This is a genomic window from Chloroflexus aurantiacus J-10-fl (assembly GCF_000018865.1).
GTDB lineage: Bacteria > Chloroflexota > Chloroflexia > Chloroflexales > Chloroflexaceae > Chloroflexus > Chloroflexus aurantiacus.
Map to the genome: position 1 here is coordinate 3,829,848 of NC_010175.1, position 21,789 is coordinate 3,851,636.

The window sequence follows — 21,789 nt, forward strand, 5'->3', positions numbered from 1 at the left end:
AAATGGCGTCACTGCTGTTAATCTTAATGGCGTCGGGGCGTGGCTCAGCCTGGTAGAGCACCGCGTTTGGGACGCGGGGGTCGTGGGTTCAAATCCCTCCGCCCCGACCACATTCGCCACGTGGCAATGACCGCCGACTCACAAGCGGCGGTCTTTATGTGTGGAGTAACTATGGCGACGGTTCTCATCGTCGAAGACGAAACCACGTTGGCCGAGACACTACGCTACAACCTCGAACGCGAAGGCTATTCCGTCATTGTCGCCGGTGATGGTGTTCAGGGTCTCGACCGTGCTCGCCGTGATCAACCCGATCTCGTTGTCCTCGACATTATGCTCCCCCGTCTTGACGGCTTCTCGGTCTGTCGGATTCTGCGTCAAGAGAGCGATGTACCGATCATCATGCTCACGGCTCGTCAGGACGAGGTTGATCGGATTGCCGGTCTGGAACTGGGGGCTGATGACTACATGGGCAAGCCGTTTAGCCTCGGCGAGTTCCTTGCTCGTGTGCGGGCGATCCTGCGGCGCAGCGAACGACAGCCTCATTCGATTGTACGTGAAGTGCTAGAGGCCGGGGCGATCCGGGTGGACACCAGCAGCCGTCGGGCCTGGCGGAATGGGCAGGAACTGAATCTCCCGCAGAAAGAATTCGATCTGCTCACCTGTCTGATGCGTAATCGTGGGATTGCCCTGACGCGCGATCTGCTGCTCGAACGGGTATGGGGACAGGACTTCATCGGTGATAGTCGCACTGTCGATGTCCATATCCGCTGGCTGCGCGAGAAGATAGAGCCAGACCCTGGCAAACCGGTTTATATCCAGACGGTGCGAGGGGTTGGGTATCGGTTTGAACCGCCATCTGATGATGCGTAAATTGCACCAATGATGCTGCTCGAATGGATGCTGATGGTAGCGACGATTGCACTGGCGGTTGGGTTTATCGTCAGTATGTATCGCCGACATCAGAAGAGCCATTCATCATTGGTTGACCATCCCTCTCCGCCCGGTACTCAGGAACACTCCATGATCTCATCTGCCAGATCAGAAACGATAACGTCCGATTCGCATCTTGCGTTGTTAGCCATTCATCGTCAGCCGCTCTTTCTGGCGCTGGCAGCAGCGATTGATACCGGTGTGATTGTGATCAATACCGAACGTCGTATTGTCTTTCACAACGACACCGCGCTGCATCTCCTGGCTACTCAATCGCCGATGCAAGACAGCGGCCTGATTACACTGCTCCGCGATCATCAAGCCGATCAGTTAGCCTCTGATGTGCTTAGCGATGGAGAACATCGTGAATTGACGATCCGTCCAATCGCAACCGGGCGGACATTACATTTGCACTACGTGCCATTGCGGGAAGGGGGCGGAAAACCGGTTGGCGCTCTGATCACGATTCGCGACCTGACGCAAATCAGTATGCTTGAACGTGCGCGGCGTGATCTGGTGGCGAATGTATCGCACGAGTTGCGCACGCCACTGGCTTCGCTTAAGTTGCTGGTGGAGACCGTACAATCAGCACCACCCCCCGATATTGCCAGCCGTATGCTGGAGCAGATGGCGCAAGAGATTGATGCCGTCACGCAACTGGTTGACGAATTGCACGAGCTTTCCCGCCTTGAGTCGGGGCGGGTCTCGCTCAAGCTGGAACCGTTACCGGTCTGGCCGGTGATCGAACGTGCCGTTGAGCGCATTCGACCCCAGGCTGATCGTAAACAACAAGTGATCTGCGTCGAGCCGGCGGCTGATTTGCCACTGGCATTGATGGACGGTGATCGAATTGGTCAGGTATTGTTGAATCTGCTCCACAATGCGGTGAAGTTTACACCTGAAGGTGGAACCATCACGGTAGCGGCTGAGGTGCTGACCCTGCGTGATGATGAACAACCGTCACGGCCTGATCGTCCTCCGCATCCGGCGGGGACGTGGTTACTGATCAGGGTCAGCGACACCGGCATCGGAATTCCCAATCGCGATATTCAACGCATCTTCGAGCGCTTCTACAAAGTTGACCGGGCGCGCACCCGCCACGCTGGAGGTACCGGGTTGGGTCTGGCAATTGCCAAGCACCTGGTCGAGGGCCACGGTGGCCGCATCTGGGCGAGCAGTCAGGAAGGACACGGCTCGACCTTCTGGTTTACGCTACCGGCAGCGTAGAGTGGGTGCTATTGGGAGGGCAACGTCAGGGTTGTTCTGCATGGTATCTGCCGTGATCCTTACGCCGTACCCTTCAGCGCTCTACTGTGGTGCACAAACAATGGCCCTGGGAGCGTGCGCCTCCGGCGCGCTGATCACTTGCCACAGCTCACCGTGCCCGCTTCCAGCGGGGGATCGCCCCCACGAATCGGTACGCGACAGCGGAAGCCACATTCCCGCCCCCAGCGGGCTATGCACTACCCATAACTTGTGTCAACCACGTGCGTATCAGCGCGTGTGTATCGCTATTGGTGCTGGTTTGAGCGACTGGCCCGGTGGCAGTGCGCTGCTCAAGCCGTGCCGGCGCGTGCTGATTGATTGCCTTGCCCGCCCGTCATGCGCGTGTCGCGCAGTTTGGAGTGCGGCAGCATGGCTGCCGCGCCAGCCGCGCTCTCGATCCGGCGCGTGGCATACTGTTACCCATCCTGGTCACGGGGGTGCTGGATGGGATCGTGCCGATCATCGCGTCCGTCAGGCATGCATGCGATCCCTGCGCGTAGACGGGTATGTTGCAAAAGATTTGTGCCTGCGCACCAGCGGCCACGGCCTGCCCTGACGGCGGTCTATGCATTACCCACAACTGGTGTTAACCACGTGCGTATCAGCGGGTGTGTATCGCTATTGGTGCTGGTTTGAGCGACTGGCCCGGTGGCAGTTCGCTGCTCAAGCCGTGCCGGCGCGTGCTGGATTGATTGCCTTGCCCGCCCGTCATGCGCGTGTCGCGCGGTGTGGAGTGCGGCAGCATGGCTGCCGCGCCAGCCGCGCTCTCGATCCGGCGCGTGGCATACTGTTACCCATCCTGGTCACGGGGGTGCTGGATGGGATCGTGCCGACCATCGCGTCCGTCAGGCATGCATGCGATCCCTGCGCGTAGACGGGTATGTTGCAAAAGATTTGTGCCTGCGCACCAGCGGCCACGGCCAGCCCTGACGGCGGTCTATGCATTACCCACAACTGGTGTTAACCACGTGCGTATCAGCGGGTGTGTATCGCTATTGGTGCTGGTTTGAGCGACTGGCCCGGTGGCAGTGCGCTGCTCAAGCCGTGCCGGCGCGTGCTGGATTGATTGCCTTGCCCGCCCGTCATGCGCGTGTCGCGCAGTGTGGAGTGCGGCAGCCATGCTGCCGCGCCAGCCGCGCTCTCGATCCGGCGCGTGGCATACTGTTACCCATCCTGGTCACGGGGGTGCTGGATGGGATCGTGCCGATCATCGCGTCCGTCAGGCATGCATGCGATCCCTGCGCGTAGACGGGTATGTTGCAAGAGATTTGTGCCTGCGCACCAGCGGCCACGGCCAGCCCTGACGGCGGTCTATGCATTACCCACAACTGGTGTCAACCACGTGCGTATCAGCGGGTGTGTATCGCTATTGGTGCTGGTTTGAGCGACTGGCCCGGTGGCAGTGCGCTGCTCAAGCCGTGCCGGCGCGTGCTGGATTGATTGCCTTGCCCGCCCGTCATGCGCGTGTCGCGCAGTGTGGAGTGCGGCAGCCATGCTGCCGCGCCAGCCGCGCTCTCGATCCGGCGCGTGGCATACTGTTACCCATCCTGGTCACGGGGGTGCTGGATGGGATCGTGCCGATCATCGCGTCCGTCAGGCATGCATGCGATCCCTGCGCGTAGACGGGTATGTTGCAAGAGATTTGTGCCTGCGCACCAGCGGCCACGGCCAGCCCTGACGGCGGTCTATGCATTACCCACAACTGGTGTCAACCACGTGCGTATCAGCGGGTGTGTATCGCTATTGGTGCTGGTTTGAGCGACTGGCCCGGTGGCAGTGCGCTGCTCAAGCCGTGCCGGCGCGTGCTGATTGATTGCCTTGCCCGCCCGTCATGCGCGTGTCGCGCAGTTTGGAGTGCGGCAGCCATGCTGCCGCGCCAGCCGCGCTCTCGATCCGGCGCGTGGCATACTGTTACCCATCCTGGTCACGGGGGTGCTGGATGGGATCGTGCCGACCATCGCGTCCGTCAGGCATGCATGCGATCCCTGCGCGTAGACGGGTATGTTGCAAAAGATTTGTGCCTGCGCACCAGCGGCCATGGCCAGCCCTGACGGCGGTCTATGCATTACCCACAACTGGTGTTAACCACGTGCGTATCAGCGGGTGTGTATCGCTATTGGTGCTGGTTTGAGCGACTGGCCCGGTGGCAGTGCGCTGCTCCAGCCGTGGTATCACGTGCTGAATGGGTTGCCTTACACGCGCATCATGTGTGTGTCGCGCGGTGTGGAGTGCGGCAGCCATGCTGCCGCGCCAGCCGCGCTCTCGATCCGGCGCGTGGCATACTGTTACCCATCCTGGTCACGGGGGTGCTGGATGGGATCGTGCCGATCATCGCGTCCGTCAGGCATGCATGCGATCCCTGCGCGTAGACGGGTATGTTGCAAGAGATTTGTGCCTGCGCACCAGCGGCCATGGCCAGCCCCTGACGGCGGTCTATGCATTACCCACAACTGGTGTTAACTACGTGCGTATCAGCGGGTATAACCGCTATGGGTGCTGTTGTGGGCGACTGACCCGGTGGCGGGGCGCTGCTCCAGCCGTGGTATCACGTGCTGAATGGGTTGCCTTACACGCGCATCATGTGTGTGTCGCGCGGTGTGGAGTGCGGCAGCCATGCTGCCGCGCCAGCCGCGCTCTCGATCCGGCGCGTGGCATACTGTTACCCATCCTGGTCACGGGGGTGCTGGATGGGATCGTGCCGATCATCGCGTCCGTCAGGCATGCATGCGATCCCTGCGCGTAGACGGGTATGTTGCAAGAGATTTGTGCCTGCGCACCAGCGGCCACGGCCAGCCCTGACGGCGGTCTATGCATTACCCACAACTGGTGTTAACCACGTGCGTATCAGCGGGTGTGTATCGCTATTGGTGCTGGTTTGAGCGACTGGCCCGGTGGCAGTGCGCTGCTCCAGCCGTGGTATCACGTGCTGAATGGGTTGCCTTACACGCGCATCATGTGTGTGTCGCGCGGTGTGGAGTGCGGCAGCCATGCTGCCGCGCCAGCCGCGCTCTCGATCCGGCGCGTGGCATACTGTTACCCATCCTGGTCACGGGGGTGCTGGATGGGATCGTGCCGATCATCGCGTCCGTCAGGCATGCATGCGATCCCTGCGCGTAGACGGGTATGTTGCAAAAGATTTGTGCCTGCGCACCAGCGGCCATGGCCAGCCCCTGACGGCGGTCTATGCATTACCCACAACTGGTGTTAACTACGTGCGTATCAGCGGGTATAACCGCTATGGGTGCTGTTGTGGGCGACTGGCCCGGTGGCAGTGCGCTGCTCCAGCCGTGCCGGCGCGTGCTGGATTGATTGCCTTGCCCGCCCGTCATGCGCGTGTTGCGCAGTTTGGAGTGCGGCAGCCATGCTGCCGCGCCAGCCGCGCTCTCGATCCGGCGCGTGGCATACTGTTACCCATCCTGGTCACGGGGGTGCTGGATGGGATCGTGCCGACCATCGCGTCCGTCAGGCATGCATGCGATCCCTGCGCGTAGACGGGTATGTTGCAAAAGATTTGTGCCTGCGCACCAGCGGCCACGGCCAGCCCTGACGGCGGTCTATGCATTACCCACAACTGGTGTTAACCACGTGCGTATCAGCGGGTGTGTATCGCTATTGGTGCTGGTTTGAGCGACTGGCCCGGTGGCAGTGCGCTGCTCAAGCCGTGCCGGCGCGTGCTGGATTGATTGCCTTGCCCGCCCGTCATGCGCGTGTCGCGCAGTGTGGAGTGCGGCAGCCATGCTGCCGCGCCAGCCGCGCTCTCGATCCGGCGCGTGGCATACTGTTACCCATCCTGGTCACGGGGGTGCTGGATGGGATCGTGCCGATCATCGCGTCCGTCAGGCATGCATGCGATCCCTGCGCGTAGACGGGTATGTTGCAAGAGATTTGTGCCTGCGCACCAGCGGCCACGGCCAGCCCTGACGGCGGTGGCGATGATGCCTCCACGCAGGCTGGAAGCCCGCGCCACGGGGAACGCTTACAGCCTGATCTAACGCAGGGTGACATGTGGGTGATGTATAGCCCAGCGGGGACGAGTGAGTATAGGGCGTGTCGCAGCACACTGCTAGACGCAGCACCATCTTCACCCTCGCTACCTGTGACCCTCACGCTGAACCTGACATCGGCGCTCTTGAGCGCTCCATCGTGGCGCACAAGCACTGGTACGCCCTGGGAGCGCGCGCCTCCGGTGCGCTGACCACTTGCAACCGCCTGCCGTGCTCGCTTCCAGCGGGGTATCGCACCCACGAACCGGTGCGCGACAGCGGAAGTCATATTCCCGCCCCCAGCGGGGGCGGGCGAGGGTGGGGGCGTGTTGTGGCGTTTGGAGTGCGGCAGCCATGCTTGCTGCCGCTCCAACCGTGCTCACGATCCGGCGCGTGTTATGACGTTGATCCTGCTGGTCACGGGGATGCTGGGTGGACTCATCACGATTATGGAGTCTGTCAGTAGTTAATGAGATAACTTCTACCCACGCACGAAAAACCAGATCGTAAGCCCGATACTCAACCAGACCACGGCAGTTCGTACCCGCCCGGCATCAATCCGCCGCGCGATTGCCGCACCGCCGTAACCACCAACAATTGCGCCGCCAATCATCACCAGTGCCGGCATCCAGGCAATCAGACCGGTGGCAACGAAGGTCACAACCGCGATCCCATTCACCAGCGCGGCCTGCAGAGTCTTTAGTGCGTTCATCCGATGGATATTGTCGTAGCCAAGCAACGACAGAGCTGCCAGGGTCAAAATGCCTAACCCGGCACCAAAAAAGCCACCGTAAATGGCAATCGCGACATAAACGATCACAACCAGCAAGCGCTGGCTACCGCCATGGGTGCCTGCCACATAACGGGTCAAGCGCGTGATCTGCGGACTAAACGTAAAGATCAGGGTCGCAAAAAGCAACAGATAGGGGATCAAGGCGGTAAATCGTCGCTCGTCGGTATAGAGCAACAGAACCGCCCCAACCAATCCACCGATCAGACTCAGCCCGCTGAAGAGCCAGATGTCACGTTGCTGACCGTGCAGTTCCTGTCGGTACGCACCAACACTGGCCAGCGTTCCCGGCCAGAGGGCCAGCGCATTAGTGGCATTGGCAACAATCGGTGGTACGCCGGCCACCAGCAGGGCCGGAAACGAAAAGAAGCTACCGCCGCCGGCAATGGCATTGAGCGCACCGGCTAGCAGTGCTGCACCAAAGATCAAACCGAGATCGAACACGTCCATAGTACACAACACCTTTCAATTCATCTGATGATCTGATGTTTAAGAACGATAAAAAATAGTGACGTATCTGTAATGCTGGCGTAGTATAACAACCGACTGCGGTCTGCCTGTACCTGCCGGTGCTGCCGTCAGCAGGGAGTACATGCCTGTCGGTTGGTGAGTGATGTTCAGCGCCATACCGCCTTTCCCTGCTTGTTCTACCGTTCAGCCTCCTGCCTGTGCGCTTCCTCTGCGCCGTAGCGATAAATTGTCGCTTCGTGGCGAGCCAGAATCTGGCGGGTCACCGCAATGGCAGTTTCAGCATCGCCGGCTTCGATGGCCGCCACCAGATCGGCGTGGGAATGGTCATCGCGGGCCGGCGCTGTGACATCCCACAGCACACCCAGCGCATCGCGCAAGGTAACGGCAAATATCCGATACAGATCACGCAGCATTGCATTCTGCGTAGCACCGGCAATAGCGCAGTGCAATTCAATGTCGGCATTGAGAGCCGCAGTGGTATCACCGTTTGCCAGCGCGGTGGTACGCACTGCCAGCCAGTGCCGGATCATTGTCAGATCATCGGCACTGCGCCGCTCGGCGGCCAGGGCAACGACCTCCAGTTCGAGCGCCCGCCGAACCTCGTGAACCTCCTGCACTTTGGCCTGGCGCAGGCGTGCTGCTAACGGTTCTGTAGTGACCGCTGCACGCACGTAGGTGCCATCGCCCTGGCGAACTTCCAGCAACCCTTCGTGGGCCAAGGCCCGAATCGCTTCGCGCACCGTCGAACGCCCAACGCCGAGTTGTGCCATCAGTTGTGGCTCTGGTGGTAAGCGGCTGCCTACCGGATACACCTGTGCCTGAACCTGCTGTCGGAGATGTTCGATTACTTGTTCAACGAGCGGTTGTCTGGTAATTGACATGATCACTCCTGACTAAAGATCATATCATCTGATGTTTCAGTATACGTGATGTGTAGCAGGCTGTCAATCGTGGTGAAACTTGCACCGGTTGTTCCCACGTCGTATCTGCGCAGTCATCACCTCAACCTCAAGGTCAATCGTGGTGAGGCTTGCACCGGTTGTTCCCATCCCCAGCTAAAGCGTTCCTGTTGTGCCACTAGAGCCTGTTATGAACTTTGAACCATGAGAGCGACAAACCGATGGGCCAACAAGATGGCAACGGCAACGAAATGCAAGCCGGCCAGCGTCGCTGCCACACGTTCGTCGTCACGCACCAGGCGACGGAAGCGCGTCATCCAGGCAAACCTGCGCTCGACCACCCAGCGCCGCGGCAGCAAGACAAAGCCTCGTTTGGCGGTCGGCAGCGTGACCACCGCCAGGCGACTGCCGTGGGCGGCGGCATCGGCTGCCGGTTGCTCACCAGGGTCGCCCTGGTCAACGAAGGCCACCTCTACCGTGTCGCCAGTTACCTCTTGAATGCGCTGCGCCAGTGCCGCTACCTGCGCCCGGTCTTGGTCGTTGGCTGGGGTGACCACCACCGCCAGCAGTTGTCCAAGCGTATCCACGGCCAGATGCACCGTCGAGCCGTTCCGACGTTTGTGCCCATCGTAGCCGGCACGTCCCCCGCTTTCTGGCGTCGACTGAAGCGTCCGGCTGTCCACAATGACGGCGCGGGGCTGGGGTGTGCGGTCGGTGATGTCGCGCAGCAGCATCCGCACATCATGCACCATCTGCTCAACCACGCCCGCTTTCAGCCAGCGCTGGGTCTGTTGATACACCACGTGCCACGGCGGTACGTCGTTGGGCAGCATCCGCCACGGCGCACCGGTACGCAGAAGGTAGCGCAGCCCGTTGGAGACGTCGCGCAGGGAATAGTTCCGCTGCGGCGCTGCTTCGTCCATCAGTGTCAAATAGGGCGCAACAAACGCCCACTCTTCATCGGAAACATCACTGGGATACGCTTTTCGTGTCATAGCGTCATGATATACGAGCAGAACCGAAAAGTCCATAACAGGCTCTAGCCGTGCACTATTATGTTGCTGTTGTCGTGGCAGTCGTAGGGGCACGGCATGCCGTGCCCCTACGACCCCTATCATACCAGCGCTGGCGTCCGGCGGTACATCGTTCAGGCACAGCATCAGGGTTATCGTTGGCTGGTGGGCCATGACTGCTACCCTGTTAGACTTGACATAATAATCATGACTGCTCGTGGATGGATCGGACACCCGCAGATCACCGTGCGACCGGTCGCGTACCGTATTTGATAATCAATAATGATGCCGTGTAATTCAGTGCTCGTCGGGCTGGAGATGCGTGTTGGCCGTTCCTTTCTCGTACAATACTAGAACTTATTTCATAAAAAAGCTGTACTGTCGCGCTCTAATAACCATCTCCAGTGCCATCACGCGCTGCATTGGTTGCCTTGCTCGTCTATCACCCGCGTGTTGCGTCGTTTGGAGTGCGGCAGCCATGCTGCCGCGCCGGCCGTGCTTGCGATCCGGTGCGTGATACGCCGTTGAACCGGCTGGTTACGCGGATGCGGTGTGCCTGTCACGATCCTGGAGTCGGTCGGTAGAATGAGATAACTTCTGGTAGCTGTTTTTTGCAACAAGTTCTACCCCAACCCGCTGGATGTGTTCAATCACGTCGGGATCGCTGATCTGGTGCAGGATAGAGAGATCGAAGGTATAGGGCAGCAGCAAATCGTCGATGTCATTGATAATTCGGTAGAGCACGTCGAGGGTCAATGCTTCATTGCCGGTCAAGGTCAGATCAATATCAGAGCCGGGCTTGTAGTTACCTTTGGCGCGTGATCCGTACAGAATAGCCTTTTCGACCTGGGGATAATGCGACAACACGGTACAAATCTGCTCGATCGTTGTTTCCTTAAGACCAAATCTCATGCCCGTTCTTCCTCAGCGATGATATTGAGTCTGTTCAACAATTGCTGAAAGGCCGTGACATAGCGTTCAACGATTCTGCCGGCAATCGCATCGGCAATCTCCTGATTGTACGTATGCGAAGAGAGATTGCGGCTCTTGATCATGTCCATCCAGACTTCGCCATCATCAATCAGACCACGCTTGAAAGCCTCGCGAGTACTGTCTCTGGAACCGTACAGATTGTACACACCCTTATCTTCGAGAAAATCCTTTAGAGTTTTCCATGCCAGTTCATGCGTATATTCAAAAGCCTGGATGAGTCCCAGGGTTTCTAATTCCGAAAGTGCTCTGGTGCGAGATAGTTCTATTGCCTGTTCAAGTTGCCATAGAGCTTTTGTAAAATGTTTGAACCTTTGTATCCAGCGAATATCTGGTGAGTTCATGCCAGCGTATCACCTTCCAGGTTTCGTCGGTATGGATGTAGTGCAGCACGAAACTGCGTGACCATCAGGTTTCTGGTGATACGGTTATGGGTAGCAATCAAATTCCAGTTTGTCACGTTAGATGAATTCGCCCTGTGCGACCACAATACTCTTCCCGCCAACGAAGATATTAATATCATTGCCATGTTGCTCTGCTCTCAGTAGTAAAAGTGAAGGTCGATTGATTTCGTAGCCTTGCTCACTGCGAATATTGATACTATCTTTGCCAAAATAGCGATACTTTACCAGATACCCAGCCAGGCATCCGTTTGCACTTCCTGTTGCCGGATCTTCGGGGACACCATAATAGTCGGTAAAAACCCTGACACTGATATGGTTGTCTGGATTGTGAGTCTCGGGACAAAAGACAAGAATAGCTTTCGCGGCGGTGTTTGCTATAAAAGAAAAATATTTGTCTTTGTTGATCTTCACCTTCTTTAAGGCTGTGATAGTTTTTAATGGCACAATAAAGAAGGGAAGACCGGTAGAAACTTCCTGGATCGGAAATCGTTCGTCTAGTTCGGAAGGGTTTATATTAAGGATACCGGCGATCATTTCCGGATCATGCTGGTGTCCAAAGACCGGTTTCATCTGTTGCATCCAGCTATACCCGTCTGTTTGACATGTCACGGGGATTTGGCCCACTTTTAAGTTGAGAATGATCTGGTCGGTGGTACGTTGAAGAATATATGTATTGATAATATGCGCAGTGCCTAGAGTGGGATGGCCTGCAAAAGGTATCTCTTCTGCAGGGGTAAAAATTCTAACATCAAAACCACCATTACGTGGTCGGTCTGATACAATAAATGTGGTTTCCGAGAAATGCATCTCCTGGGCAATGTGTTGCATTTCATCATCGGAGAGCGTTCCTGCTTCGCGAAATACTGCAAGCTGGTTTCCTGTATATTTGTGTTCAGCGAAGACATCAACAATGTAGAATGGTAATCTTCTCACTGCTTTCTCTTTTCATTTATTGATAGTAATGTTGTCACACTGGTAGCTGGTGGTGTATCGGCTCCTTGCTTCGATTATACATCATAAAAAGGAGGAGCTGCGAATGTGCCGCTCCTCCGCTGAAACAGGTGTGTGATTTGATAGAGATGTGATCTGACACGTTGTTGTTAGCGGATTACCATCGGTAAGTAGACCGATGCGATACTGACCGGTCGCCAGCTTGCTTCAAGGCTCACGCCATCGGTTGTGATGGGGCCGGTTGCGCCACTGGCTATCTCCAGCCACCAGATGTCACTCTGACCGTTTGCCTGTTCGAGGGTATAAGCGAGATACGCACCGTTCGGTGACCAGCTTATCGATCTGACGGAGCGACCATGGTCGGCAAAGAGCACCTGACGCGGCAACGCGAGATTGTCGCGATCATATACCATAATAGCGGTAACCCGTTCGCTCGCATCTGCCGATGGACTCACTGTGTCGCGCACGACGGCAAAGCGTCTGCTATCAGGTGACCAGACCGGTTGGGTTTCGCGTCCGCCCGCTAGCAACAGTTCCGGCGTCGGTGAAGATGATGTTGCGACTACTTCCCATATCCCGCTGGTTCGTCCGCCAAAATGTTCAAACAAGACCCGGCCATTGCGATTGGCGGTAGGTCTTACTGCTGCTGCGGCCAGTGTGGGGGGAAAGGTGTTATTTGGGCGTGCCGGAGCGACATGGATATTGGCCGCACCACCTGTCACCTGCCCATTGCAGAACTGGTTAAAACCAACGATGTCGAAGACAAGCTGATCGGCTGACAACCAGGCCAGATGATTCACACGTAGTATCTGAGATGGCACCTCGCTTTGGCCTGGCACGCCGACAAACGGACAACGCGACCCCTTCTGGCTCTGCGTTTGAAATACCTGTTGTCCCCCACCACCATTTGCATTGAGAACGGTGATGGCTGAGGCCAGCAGGTTATTTTGCGGATCAGGGTCGGGCACCGGCCAGGGCCAGGTATTGTAGTCAACCACAGCAATCCGCTGCCCATCAGGTGACCAGACCGGATTGCGCACATTGTTGAGTAAACCGCGGTAGAGCAGTGTACGGTTTCCGCCATCGGTATCCATCCGGTAAAGGAACCGGCTATCACCTTCACGTCGAATCACAGCCAGTGGGCGACTGCCATCGCCGCGTAAGGCCGGCGGCAGCGGTGAGGCACGAGTACGCTGGTCAGCGGCTACCACCCGGACATCATCAACGAGCAGATAGGCGGTTTCTTCTGTGGGAGCATCACTCTGAATAACAATGGAGAAGAAGAGTGTCTGGCCGCGTACCCGATCCAGGTTCTCTCCAGTCAGGACAGTGCGATAAAGTTGCCAGCCGGGAGGGAGATCGGTGGCAAATGAACCAAGCTTCACACCACCAAGACTCGGATCGAACTGGTAGAGACCACGTGCCAGGAACATATCGACTGCTGTACCGGCAGCAGCGCGGTACCAGAAGGAAACAGTCACTGCTGGTGCGTTGGCCGGAATACTCAATTGTTGTTGCAATATCTGTTTAGGGGTAGTCAGATTGGGCAACTGCGGACAACCGCTCCCGTCGGCGTCAATCCCTAACGCAGCAGCATAACGACCGGCGTACACGAATTCTGAACCGCTAACCTGCGCATCCACCAGACCGACATTTCCGCATCCTGCCCAATTGATAGCCCCCTGCTCAAATCCACCATCCTGGATCAGATTTTGCGGTTGTCCCTGAGCGATAGAGAACGTCGCTACCAGGAAAAGGATCACACCGGTAAACAGAACGAGGGATGCTGGCAAACGATACATCACGATACCTGCCTTACGAGGAGAATGCCTGTATAAACGATTCCGCCACAGAACTGGTAATGCACTGCTTGCTGTAGACGCTACTGGCAGAGATACGGTATTGATGGTGTCTCAGCTTACAATATGTTTTGCGATGGATTTAATGCTTAGATAGTGTCTGATAGCGTTACTCCGACTACGTTGATGAGATAAATCGTGAATTAAGGATCGTGAAATGCGAAGTTTGTTTGCGATATTATCTCTTGTCATTATTTTATTCAGTCAAATCACGGGAAGTCAAGTAATGTGAACAAAATGAAATGTGATTTATCAGATGAATAAATGATTAAAAGCGTCATGCTCTCTTGTTAAACGCGAAAATTGTCGATGTTGAACGATGATGAAAAGAAGTGCTCTCCACGTACCTGATAACATCCATCGACAGATATCCACTTGCCGAACCTGCCCATCACGGCTACAATACAGAGCATAACGCGGCGCTGCGGTCTTTGTCCGCTGTGGAGCAGGTTCATGTCCGAATTACGGCAAAATATCGCTACTCGTGAATGGGTTATCATTGCCAGCGAACGTGCCCGTCGTCCAAATTCGTTTACCGAACATCGTCAGCAACTGTTGACCGCCGAGCGACCTCAGCACGATCCTCAATGCCCCTTCTGTGTAGGCAATGAAGAACTCGACCTCGAAGTTGATCGCTATCCGATCACCGGGCCTTGGCAGGTGCGGATTGTTCGCAACAAGTATCCGGCGCTGCACGGTGATAGGCCGCTTGTACGTCACTTCGAGGGTGTACGGCGTAACATAAGTGGTTATGGTTACCACGAGGTATTGGTCGAGCATCCACACCACAATACCACGCTTGGTCTGATGACCCATGCTGAGGTGCGGCTGGTGCTGGCAACCTATCTTAGCCGGGGACTGGCGATGAGCAGTGATCCCCGGATTGAGCAGGTGGTGATCTTCAAAAACCACGGTGAACGGGCTGGGGCCTCGTTGCCACATCCGCACAGCCAGCTCATGGCCGTTCCGGTTGTGCCTGCTGATGTGCGCCACCGGATCGAAGAGGCACGTCGTTTCTTCGACGATACCGGACAGTGTGTCTTCTGTACAATGCTGGCCGACGAACTGGCGCAGCGGGAACGGATCGTCTACGCCAATGATGATTTTGTGGCTTTTGTTCTCTACGCTGCTTCGTCACCATTTCATATCTGGGTCTTGCCGCGAAAACATCGTGCCAGCTTTTTTCACATTGCCGAGGCGGAGCTTGATGGTCTGGCTGATGTTGTCCGTGAGGTGTTTCATCGCCTCTACTATCGGCTCAACGATCCCGATTTTAATCTGGTATTGCGCTCAACTCCGGCCAAAGAAGCAGAGAACGGCTACTTTCACTGGTACCTGGCAATTGTTCCCCGCCTTTCGTATATGGCCGGCTTTGAGCTGGGCAGCGGCATCTTTATCAACCCCAGCATTCCCGAAGCCTGTGCTGCATTTCTGCGTGAGTAGCTGTGCCTGATAAATCTTCGTCAACATCGTTAGTAAAATCGAGTACAATGACGTTTAACTATATGGAATATTGATTGATCTGATTTGGAAGGGTTTCAATCATGGCTGGCGCATTTCCCCTCAGTGATGATACCGTCAAAGCACTTGCGCCGTGCAATTTGCCTTTTCTCCGTCGTGATCCATTTGTCCGCAGTAGTAGTAGCCTGAGTATTTCTGAACTACCGCCGTCGCTGCAAGACCTGGTACGACGTTTATACGACACCTTGCTGAGGATTTACAGCAGTTTTGTTCAGAAGCGCCACGTTGATCACAGTCATTTGCTTCATTTGCTTGGCGAAACCGGCTGGCACGATTTGCTCAACGAATTGCGCAATATTTCGCTTGAACAACGCGACTCAACATTGAGCCAGGTTATCCACGATGTGCGTGGTGGATCGTTGCAGGCACTTGTATTGCAGTTGCAATTGCTCGAACTGGCGCAACACCAGCCAGTTGATACCGAGCGTATCTACCTCTTAACACGTGATCACCTCAAGATTATGCGCAATTGCCTTCCCGACCTCGACCCGGTACGCACTGCTCGTGACATCGAATTACGTGAGCACGGGGTTGATCTGTTGCTTGAGAAGTGGCAACAGGCAGACTATCGCCTGCCTGATGGGACGGCGAGTGTGATCGTTGATGCCCGCTACAATGGGGTGGTAGCCGACCGCTGTGTTGAGTTCTCTGCACTTGATCGGGTGCTGTACAATCTTGTGAACAATGCGACACGCCATAGTGCCGATCAGCGGGTGATGATTGGCATCTTTCCCATTTTAGAGTGCGAGTCGCCATCGTTGCGGCTAGTGGTTGCCAATCGCATTGATCCTGTGCAGCATTCAGCCCTCGTGCAGCGCTTCGGGCAGCAATGGAGTGATCTCTTCCGCGGCGGTTTCACATTTAGCAGCGGTGGTCAGGAAGGTCATGGCTTCGGTCTGGCCATTTGCGCCGAGCTGGTTGCCAATGCCTATGGCCTTAGTAACGGAGCTGCTGCGATCAATGGTGGTTACGTCGGCGCTCGTCCACACGGTGATCTTTTCGTTGCCTGGGCACACTGGCCAATTGCAGCGCCCTAAATCCTTGCAGGAGGGGAAACTACCTGCTATACTGATAGCCAGGTAGTTTCCCTTTCCTGGACAGAAATCTATTCCTCATGGACGAGATCATTGACCTCGAATTCAGTCTGCGGAGCATTGGCAATGCAGGCTACGCGGTGACACTCTCATACGCTGATCCTGACAGTGATGCTGATGTACGCATTGAACGGGGCAATGTTGATCGTCCAATCCAGTTTGATTTCAACCGTCTGCGTGAACTAAATACCGACCCGGTGGCATACGGCACTGCGTTGGGCACAATGCTGTTGAGCGATCCCGATCTACTTGCTCAATTTCAGGCCGCCCGTGCAATTGCGCGCCGTGGCCGGCGTCCGCTCCCCATCCGTTTTCGCCTCTTCATCGCGCCAAGCGCTGCCGAACTCCATGCGTTGCGGTGGGAAACGCTCTGTATGCCTGATGGTGAGCCGTTGCTGATGGGGGAAGAGGTCTATTTTTCGCGTTACCTGACCAGCAACGATGTGCAGCCGATTCGTGCTCGTTCGCGCAATGCGCTGCGGGTATTGATCGCCATTGCTAATCCCCATGGCATCGAGCGCTTTGGTCTGGCACCGGTTGACGTTGCGGGTGAACTCGCTCGGGCACGTGCCGGCTTTGCCCATTTTGACATTGTTGAATTGGTTGAACCCGGTGCTGCAACACTTGAACAGATCATCTCTACCCTACGCACTTCTGCTCGTAAAGGGCAGCCGTTTGATGTGCTCTACGTCGTGGCACACGGAAGTTTTGTCGAGGGAAATACGTACCTCTGGCTGGTGAAACCGGACAATACCTTTGATCGGGTTGATGGTTCGTCGTTCTGTCAGCGGTTGCGCGAACTTGCCGAACGTCCGCGCCTGGTGATGCTGATTGCCTGTCAAAGTGGTGGTGGCATGACGACCGACAATGGTGCGCTGGCAGCAATTGGGCCGCGTCTGGCCGAAGCCGGTGTACCTGCGGTGGTCGCGATGCAGGGCAATGTCTCGATGCGTTTAATCGAGCGTTTTATACCGGCATTCTGCCAGGAATTGCAGCATCACGGGATGATCGATGCGGCGATGGCTGTAGCCAGGGGCACTGTCCGTGATCTCCCTGATTTTTGGATGCCGGCTCTCTACTCGCGCTTGAAGAGCGGTCGTATCTGGTATGTGCCCGGTTTTGCCGATGAACATGAAACGGCAGAGAAGATCGAAGCTCTCGCCAGTTATATGGCCGATGGGCTGTGTACGCCGATTATCGGCCCGGAACTGGCCGAGACCCGTTTGGGTACCAGTCGGGCCATTGCCCGCATGTGGGCTGAACGGTATCGCTATCCAATGGAGAGCTACGAAGGCGAGCAGTTGGCGTATGTCGCGCAATTTCTCTCGATCAAACACGACTACCGCTTCCCCCGCCGCTCGTTGGTTGAAACATTGCGCCAGTTGTTACTTGATACGTATGGCGACACGCTGCCCGATCTCGCTCAGCTCGATCTTCAGCAGATGTATAGCCTGATCGGTCGCCACGAGCGGGAACGCGATCCGCACGATCCGTACCGTGTGCTGGCGGCACAACCGTTGCCTGTGTACATCACGGCCAATGCCTCGAATATGCTGAGTGATGCGTTGATCGAAGCCGGCAAGCAGCCGGTTATCGAACTGTGTCGTTGGAACGAAGACCTGGATCACTTGCCGTCAATCTTCGAGCGCGAGCCGGATTATCGGCCATCAGCCGAACGCCCGCTGGTCTTTCATTTGTTTGGTAATTTTGATCAGCTCGAAACGCTGGTGTTAACCGAAGATGATTACTTCGATTTTCTCATCAACATTTCGGCAGAACGCGAGCGCATCCCTGCGATTGTCCGTGATGCGCTGGCCGATAGCGCACTCCTCTTCTTGGGCTTTGAGCTAGAGGATATAGGCTTTCGTACCCTGTTTCATAGTTTGATTAAACCATTACGCGGTGGATCGCGGCGACGGCGCTACGTGCAAATCGCCGGACAGCTTTTGCCACGCGAAGATCAGGTCTTGCAGCCTGATCGGGCGATTCGTTATCTGGAAGCCTATTTTCAAGATACCGCAGCGATCAGTATTTTCTGGGGTAGTCCACGCGATTTCTGTACAGCGCTGGCCCTGCACCTTGTTGAGAGTGACCGACCTCGTCGTCGGCGTGGGTTCTAGGATATGTTACAGCAAAACCCCTATCTTGGGCCACGGGCTTTTACCCGCGAACATCGGTTGTACGGTCGCGATCGCGAGGTGCGTGACCTGACCAGCCTGCTTGTCGCTGAACGAATTGTCTTGCTCTATTCACCGTCAGGTGCCGGCAAGAGTTCGCTGATCCAGGCTGCACTGATTCCAGCACTGGAAGCACGTCAGTTTCGGGTCCTGCCGATTGTACGGGTTGGTCTGGCATTGCCGGACGATATACCCCCCGGTGTTAATCGCTATCTGGCGGCTGCTGCACTCTCAATTGGTGGCGACGAAGCTATCGACCGGTCGCTGGCCGATCTGATCGTGCCGTCCGATCAATCGGAGATGGACGATACCGTCATCATTTTCGATCAATTTGAAGAACTGCTCACCGTCGATCCGCTTGATCGGGCAGCGAAGGTAGCATTTTGCCAGACAATTGGTGATCTGTTGCGCAAGCACCGGAATGTGTGGGCGCTCTTCGCAATCCGCGAAGACTACCTGGCACCGTTAATGGAATATGCCTACTTGCTGCCGTCGCGGTTTCGCACAACCTTCCGGCTCGATCTGCTTGGCCCGGAAGCGGCACTGGCTGCCATTCGTCAGCCGGCCCTGGCGTTGGGGGTTGAATTCGATCAGGTGGCTGCTCAAACACTGGTTGATGATTTGCGCCGGTCGCGCGTTCAACTTGTCTCCGACCAGATTGGCACGATGCTGGGGAGTACGGTGGAACCGGTGCAGTTACAGGTGGTCTGTTATCGACTCTGGCAACGCCTGTTTCCCGATGGTGCGCCGACAGGAGCTGTTATCAATGCCGCTGCACTACGCACGGTGGGGTCAGTTGATGCTGCCCTGGCCGATTACTATGCCGAACGAGTAGCGGCGGCAGCGGCAACCAGTGGTGTGCGCGAGCGGGTGATTCGTGATTGGTTTGATCAACAGCTCATCACTGCAACCGGCATTCGCAATCAGGTCTTGCGCGGCGAAGATACAACCGCCGGTTTACCCAATCAGGCATTGCTGCCCCTGATCGATGCCTATCTTATCCGGGCTGAGCAGCGACGCAATTTTATCTGGTATGAGCTGGCTCATGATCGGCTCATCGAACCGGTTCGCCAGAATAATGCGGCCTGGCGTGAGCAGTTGAGTCCGTTTCAACGTCAGGCTGCGCTGTGGGCAGCAACTGACCGTCCAGAAAGTCTGTTGCTCCACGATGATGATCTGGTGGCAGCCAGAAATTGGGTGGCGGCCCATCCTGAACTGGTCGAGCAGATTGATGAAGAGTTTCTTGCTGCCTGTCTGGCGCGGCAGGCTGAGATTGATACTGAACGTCGTCGTGAGCGTTTGATCAAACAATTAGGAGTTGTATCGGCAATCCTGGCAGTGGTTATGTTCATTGCAGCAGCCGCTGCTTTTTTTGCTTATCAGGAAGCTGAACGACTCTCGCGGTTGGCTCGTATCCGTGAATTGACGGCAGAGGCGGCTGTGAACCTGTCCGTTGATCCACAACTGTCATTGTTGCTGGCCCGGCAGGCAGTTTTGATACAACGAGAACGTGAAGAGCCGGTTGATCTCGGCGCAATGGCAATGCTCTACCGCGCACTGGCTACCTCACGGGTGCGAGCAACGTTTGATCTGGGCGCACCGGTGACCGCGCTGGCAGTCAGTCAGAATGAGCGCTGGTGGGCGGCAGCGGTGTCGCCTGCTGATGATCTGGCTGAGGTTGTTCTGGTGGAACGGTCTACCGGTCAGATGCAACGTTTAGCGACCTTCGCAATCAATGTCTCGGCCATCGCCTTTAGCCCCGACGGCGCGAAACTCGCTGCGGTCACCTGGGATGGCACCATTCTGATTTGGAATACGCTCAGTCCTGATCAGCCAGAGCGGTTGTGGCATCCGCTGGCTACCCAGAGTATCCCACCGGATGATCCGCTGGCAGTGCGGTTCCTCGCGGTGGCATTCAGTCCTGATGGGCAGACGCTCTACACGACGGGCTACGATGGCTGGTTACGACGGTGGGACTTAGCAACCAGGCGGCAGATCGTGATGGGCGGAATCGAAGGTGTTCCACTGCGTAGCCTGACTATCGATCCGGCTGGTGTGCGGATCGCTGCTGCCAGTCAAGAGGGGCAGGTGCTGATCTGGCGCATGCGCGATGGAGAACTGGTTGGACGCGCAGTACTCAGTGGGCAACCGATTGCGGCGCTGGCGTACACACCGGCAGGTACGCTGGCCCTCATTGAAGAGACACGGCTGATCGAGACGAATGGTGAGGATAGCACGGTATTAACGACCTTCGGCACGCCCCTGAACGATCTCTACCTCAGCCCGGATGGTTTTCTGGCCCTGGTTGCGGCCAACGATGGCAACGAGTATGTGATCAGTTTAAGTAACGGCAAGATTATCACCGTTCTCCGTGGTCATACCGACCAGATCAGCCAGACCCGCTGGCTGCCCGGTGGGCAGGAGGTGGTGACGGCATCATTCGATGGGACGGTGCGTTTTTGGGATGTTAGTGATCTTCAGTGGTTTGCCCCAACTGCACTGGCCGCCGACCCTCAACGTGGATGGGTAGCCGTAGGCGGTGAGAATGGTCGGATCGCCCTCTTCACACGTCCCAACACCCCGGCTCGTCCACTCCTTCATCATACCGCAGCTATCGAGATGCTGGCGTTTAGTCCCGATGGGCGCTGGCTGGCTGCTGCCGGTGCTGATGCACAGGTGAGTGTCTGGGACGTTGCGTCTGGTCGCCTGCAAGCCGTCATTGAACACCGGGCGCGCGTGCGCAATGTGGCTTTTAGTGCCGATGGCAGCCTCTTGTTAACCAGCAGCCGGACGCAGGCATTGCTCTGGCAGTGGCAACAGTCGGTAACCCGTCCGCTGACAATGCTCGATCTGAGCGATCGCTTTGAGACGGTGATCACCGGCGCTGCTCTACATCCAACCCAACCCCTGCTGGCGATTGTTACCCGTGATGGGCTAGTGATGGTGTGGAACTATCGGACTGCCCAGACACTGGTTAAGACTGTCGATGAGCGGGCTAATGGCCAGGTTCGCTTTAATCCGCAGGGCACAGTTGTGGTTAGTGAGTCGAATGAGGGAATCATCCTCGTGCGTGACAGTGCCACGTTGAATCAGCGCGATTTTCCGGCGTCTCATCGCGGAGGAATTGCCGATTTTGCATTTGACCCCAGTGGTACACTGATTGCAACCGCAGGCTTTGATCAAACAGTGAAAATCTGGCAGTTTGCCGATGGGATTGAGCAGATGCGCATGGGGGTTGATGGCTTGCCGGTGGCAATCGGGTTTAGCGGCCCGCGTGAACTGGTCGCCGTCAGTGCGAATGGGAGTGTTATTCGGTTACCGCTCAATCTGGATACAGCGCTTGATCTGGCTGTAATGCGTAGTCGTCGTCCCACTGCCGATGAGTGTGTACGTTACCAGCTTGCGCGCGAAGACGCTTCGCTTTGTCAATGACCGTTATCT

The 21,789-nt window shown here is 56.6% G+C and carries 17 protein-coding genes and 1 tRNA gene; 7 read left to right on the forward strand and 11 right to left on the reverse strand.

Features of this window, described 5'->3' with window-relative positions:
- The first annotated feature begins 33 nt into the window (after positions 1-33).
- The 3 genes from CAUR_RS15035 (at position 34) to CAUR_RS15045 (ending at position 2,157) form a co-directional block, all read left to right on the forward strand.
- Positions 34-110: transfer RNA gene (locus CAUR_RS15035), tRNA-Pro, on the forward strand.
- Between the two features lie 61 nt (positions 111-171).
- On the forward strand, positions 172-870 hold the full coding sequence (locus CAUR_RS15040; protein WP_012258717.1) for a response regulator transcription factor: 699 nt from the start codon (positions 172-174) through the stop codon (positions 868-870).
- A gap of 9 nt (positions 871-879) precedes the next feature.
- Positions 880-2,157 carry a sensor histidine kinase gene (locus tag CAUR_RS15045; protein ID WP_015909314.1) on the forward strand — a complete coding sequence of 426 codons (1,278 nt, stop codon included), beginning with the start codon at positions 880-882 and terminating at the stop codon, positions 2,155-2,157.
- Between the two features lie 976 nt (positions 2,158-3,133).
- Here the strand turns inward: CAUR_RS15045 and CAUR_RS15050 are convergent.
- The 11 genes from CAUR_RS15050 to CAUR_RS15100 form a co-directional block, all read right to left on the reverse strand.
- Positions 3,134-3,316 carry a hypothetical protein gene (locus tag CAUR_RS15050; protein ID WP_157866456.1) on the reverse strand — a complete coding sequence of 61 codons (183 nt, stop codon included), beginning with the start codon at positions 3,314-3,316 and terminating at the stop codon, positions 3,134-3,136.
- A gap of 191 nt (positions 3,317-3,507) precedes the next feature.
- Positions 3,508-3,690 (reverse strand): hypothetical protein, encoded by a 183-nt coding sequence (locus tag CAUR_RS15055; RefSeq protein ID WP_157866456.1) that lies wholly within the window; start codon positions 3,688-3,690, stop codon positions 3,508-3,510.
- Positions 3,691-5,415: 1,725 nt separating this feature from the next.
- Complete coding sequence (locus tag CAUR_RS21260; protein ID WP_157866458.1) at positions 5,416-5,559, reverse strand: hypothetical protein; 144 nt, start codon at positions 5,557-5,559, stop codon at positions 5,416-5,418.
- 191 nt (positions 5,560-5,750) lie between these two features.
- Positions 5,751-5,933 (reverse strand): hypothetical protein, encoded by a 183-nt coding sequence (locus tag CAUR_RS15065; RefSeq protein WP_157866456.1) that lies wholly within the window; start codon positions 5,931-5,933, stop codon positions 5,751-5,753.
- A 727-nt stretch (positions 5,934-6,660) separates the two neighbouring features.
- Entirely contained in the window at positions 6,661-7,419 is a 759-nt protein-coding gene (locus CAUR_RS15070; protein WP_012258719.1) for a sulfite exporter TauE/SafE family protein, read from the reverse strand.
- A gap of 197 nt (positions 7,420-7,616) precedes the next feature.
- Positions 7,617-8,321, reverse strand: a complete 705-nt coding sequence (locus CAUR_RS15075) for a FadR/GntR family transcriptional regulator (protein WP_012258720.1) — start codon at positions 8,319-8,321, stop codon at positions 7,617-7,619.
- A gap of 206 nt (positions 8,322-8,527) precedes the next feature.
- Positions 8,528-9,334: an IS5 family transposase gene (locus CAUR_RS15080; protein ID WP_012258721.1), complete on the reverse strand. Its 807-nt coding sequence runs from the start codon at positions 9,332-9,334 to the stop codon at positions 8,528-8,530.
- 555 nt (positions 9,335-9,889) lie between these two features.
- Positions 9,890-10,264: a nucleotidyltransferase domain-containing protein gene (locus CAUR_RS15085; RefSeq protein ID WP_012258722.1), complete on the reverse strand. Its 375-nt coding sequence runs from the start codon at positions 10,262-10,264 to the stop codon at positions 9,890-9,892.
- Complete coding sequence (locus CAUR_RS15090; RefSeq protein WP_012258723.1) at positions 10,261-10,686, reverse strand: nucleotidyltransferase substrate binding protein; 426 nt, start codon at positions 10,684-10,686, stop codon at positions 10,261-10,263. The genes CAUR_RS15085 and CAUR_RS15090 overlap by 4 nt, the downstream gene beginning before the upstream one ends.
- A gap of 117 nt (positions 10,687-10,803) precedes the next feature.
- The gene (locus CAUR_RS15095; RefSeq protein WP_012258724.1) at positions 10,804-11,679 is read right to left on the reverse strand and encodes a PhzF family phenazine biosynthesis protein; all 876 of its coding nucleotides are present in this window, start codon (positions 11,677-11,679) and stop codon (positions 10,804-10,806) included.
- A gap of 167 nt (positions 11,680-11,846) precedes the next feature.
- Positions 11,847-13,499: a TolB family protein gene (locus CAUR_RS15100; protein ID WP_012258725.1), complete on the reverse strand. Its 1,653-nt coding sequence runs from the start codon at positions 13,497-13,499 to the stop codon at positions 11,847-11,849.
- 510 nt (positions 13,500-14,009) lie between these two features.
- Here CAUR_RS15100 and galT point away from each other — a divergent pair.
- From galT to CAUR_RS15120, 4 genes are all read left to right on the forward strand, one after another.
- Entirely contained in the window at positions 14,010-14,999 is a 990-nt protein-coding gene (galT, locus tag CAUR_RS15105; RefSeq protein ID WP_012258726.1) for a galactose-1-phosphate uridylyltransferase, read from the forward strand.
- A 101-nt stretch (positions 15,000-15,100) separates the two neighbouring features.
- Positions 15,101-16,114: an ATP-binding protein gene (locus CAUR_RS15110; RefSeq protein WP_012258727.1), complete on the forward strand. Its 1,014-nt coding sequence runs from the start codon at positions 15,101-15,103 to the stop codon at positions 16,112-16,114.
- A gap of 77 nt (positions 16,115-16,191) precedes the next feature.
- Positions 16,192-18,291, forward strand: coding sequence for a CHAT domain-containing protein (locus tag CAUR_RS15115; protein WP_012258728.1), 2,100 nt, complete (start codon positions 16,192-16,194; stop codon positions 18,289-18,291).
- Between the two features lie 3 nt (positions 18,292-18,294).
- The gene (locus CAUR_RS15120; protein ID WP_012258729.1) at positions 18,295-21,780 is read left to right on the forward strand and encodes an nSTAND1 domain-containing NTPase; all 3,486 of its coding nucleotides are present in this window, start codon (positions 18,295-18,297) and stop codon (positions 21,778-21,780) included.
- Positions 21,781-21,789: the final 9 nt, after the last annotated feature.

Excerpts from the sequence above, each read along its gene's own strand:
- CAUR_RS15040 (WP_012258717.1), top strand. The coding sequence starts at position 172 with ATGGCGACGGTTCTCATCGTCGAAGACGAAACCACGTTGGCCGAGACA.
- CAUR_RS15045 (WP_015909314.1), top strand. The coding sequence starts at position 880 with ATGATGCTGCTCGAATGGATGCTGATGGTAGCGACGATTGCACTGGCG.
- CAUR_RS15050 (WP_157866456.1), bottom strand. The coding sequence starts at position 3,316 with ATGGCTGCCGCACTCCACACTGCGCGACACGCGCATGACGGGCGGGCA.
- CAUR_RS15055 (WP_157866456.1), bottom strand. The coding sequence starts at position 3,690 with ATGGCTGCCGCACTCCACACTGCGCGACACGCGCATGACGGGCGGGCA.
- CAUR_RS21260 (WP_157866458.1), bottom strand. The coding sequence starts at position 5,559 with ATGGCTGCCGCACTCCAAACTGCGCAACACGCGCATGACGGGCGGGCA.
- CAUR_RS15065 (WP_157866456.1), bottom strand. The coding sequence starts at position 5,933 with ATGGCTGCCGCACTCCACACTGCGCGACACGCGCATGACGGGCGGGCA.
- CAUR_RS15070 (WP_012258719.1), bottom strand. The coding sequence starts at position 7,419 with ATGGACGTGTTCGATCTCGGTTTGATCTTTGGTGCAGCACTGCTAGCC.
- CAUR_RS15075 (WP_012258720.1), bottom strand. The coding sequence starts at position 8,321 with ATGTCAATTACCAGACAACCGCTCGTTGAACAAGTAATCGAACATCTC.
- CAUR_RS15080 (WP_012258721.1), bottom strand. The coding sequence starts at position 9,334 with ATGACACGAAAAGCGTATCCCAGTGATGTTTCCGATGAAGAGTGGGCG.
- CAUR_RS15085 (WP_012258722.1), bottom strand. The coding sequence starts at position 10,264 with ATGAGATTTGGTCTTAAGGAAACAACGATCGAGCAGATTTGTACCGTG.
- CAUR_RS15090 (WP_012258723.1), bottom strand. The coding sequence starts at position 10,686 with ATGAACTCACCAGATATTCGCTGGATACAAAGGTTCAAACATTTTACA.
- CAUR_RS15100 (WP_012258725.1), bottom strand. The coding sequence starts at position 13,499 with ATGTATCGTTTGCCAGCATCCCTCGTTCTGTTTACCGGTGTGATCCTT.
- galT (WP_012258726.1), top strand. The coding sequence starts at position 14,010 with ATGTCCGAATTACGGCAAAATATCGCTACTCGTGAATGGGTTATCATT.
- CAUR_RS15110 (WP_012258727.1), top strand. The coding sequence starts at position 15,101 with ATGGCTGGCGCATTTCCCCTCAGTGATGATACCGTCAAAGCACTTGCG.
- CAUR_RS15115 (WP_012258728.1), top strand. The coding sequence starts at position 16,192 with ATGGACGAGATCATTGACCTCGAATTCAGTCTGCGGAGCATTGGCAAT.
- CAUR_RS15120 (WP_012258729.1), top strand. The coding sequence starts at position 18,295 with ATGTTACAGCAAAACCCCTATCTTGGGCCACGGGCTTTTACCCGCGAA.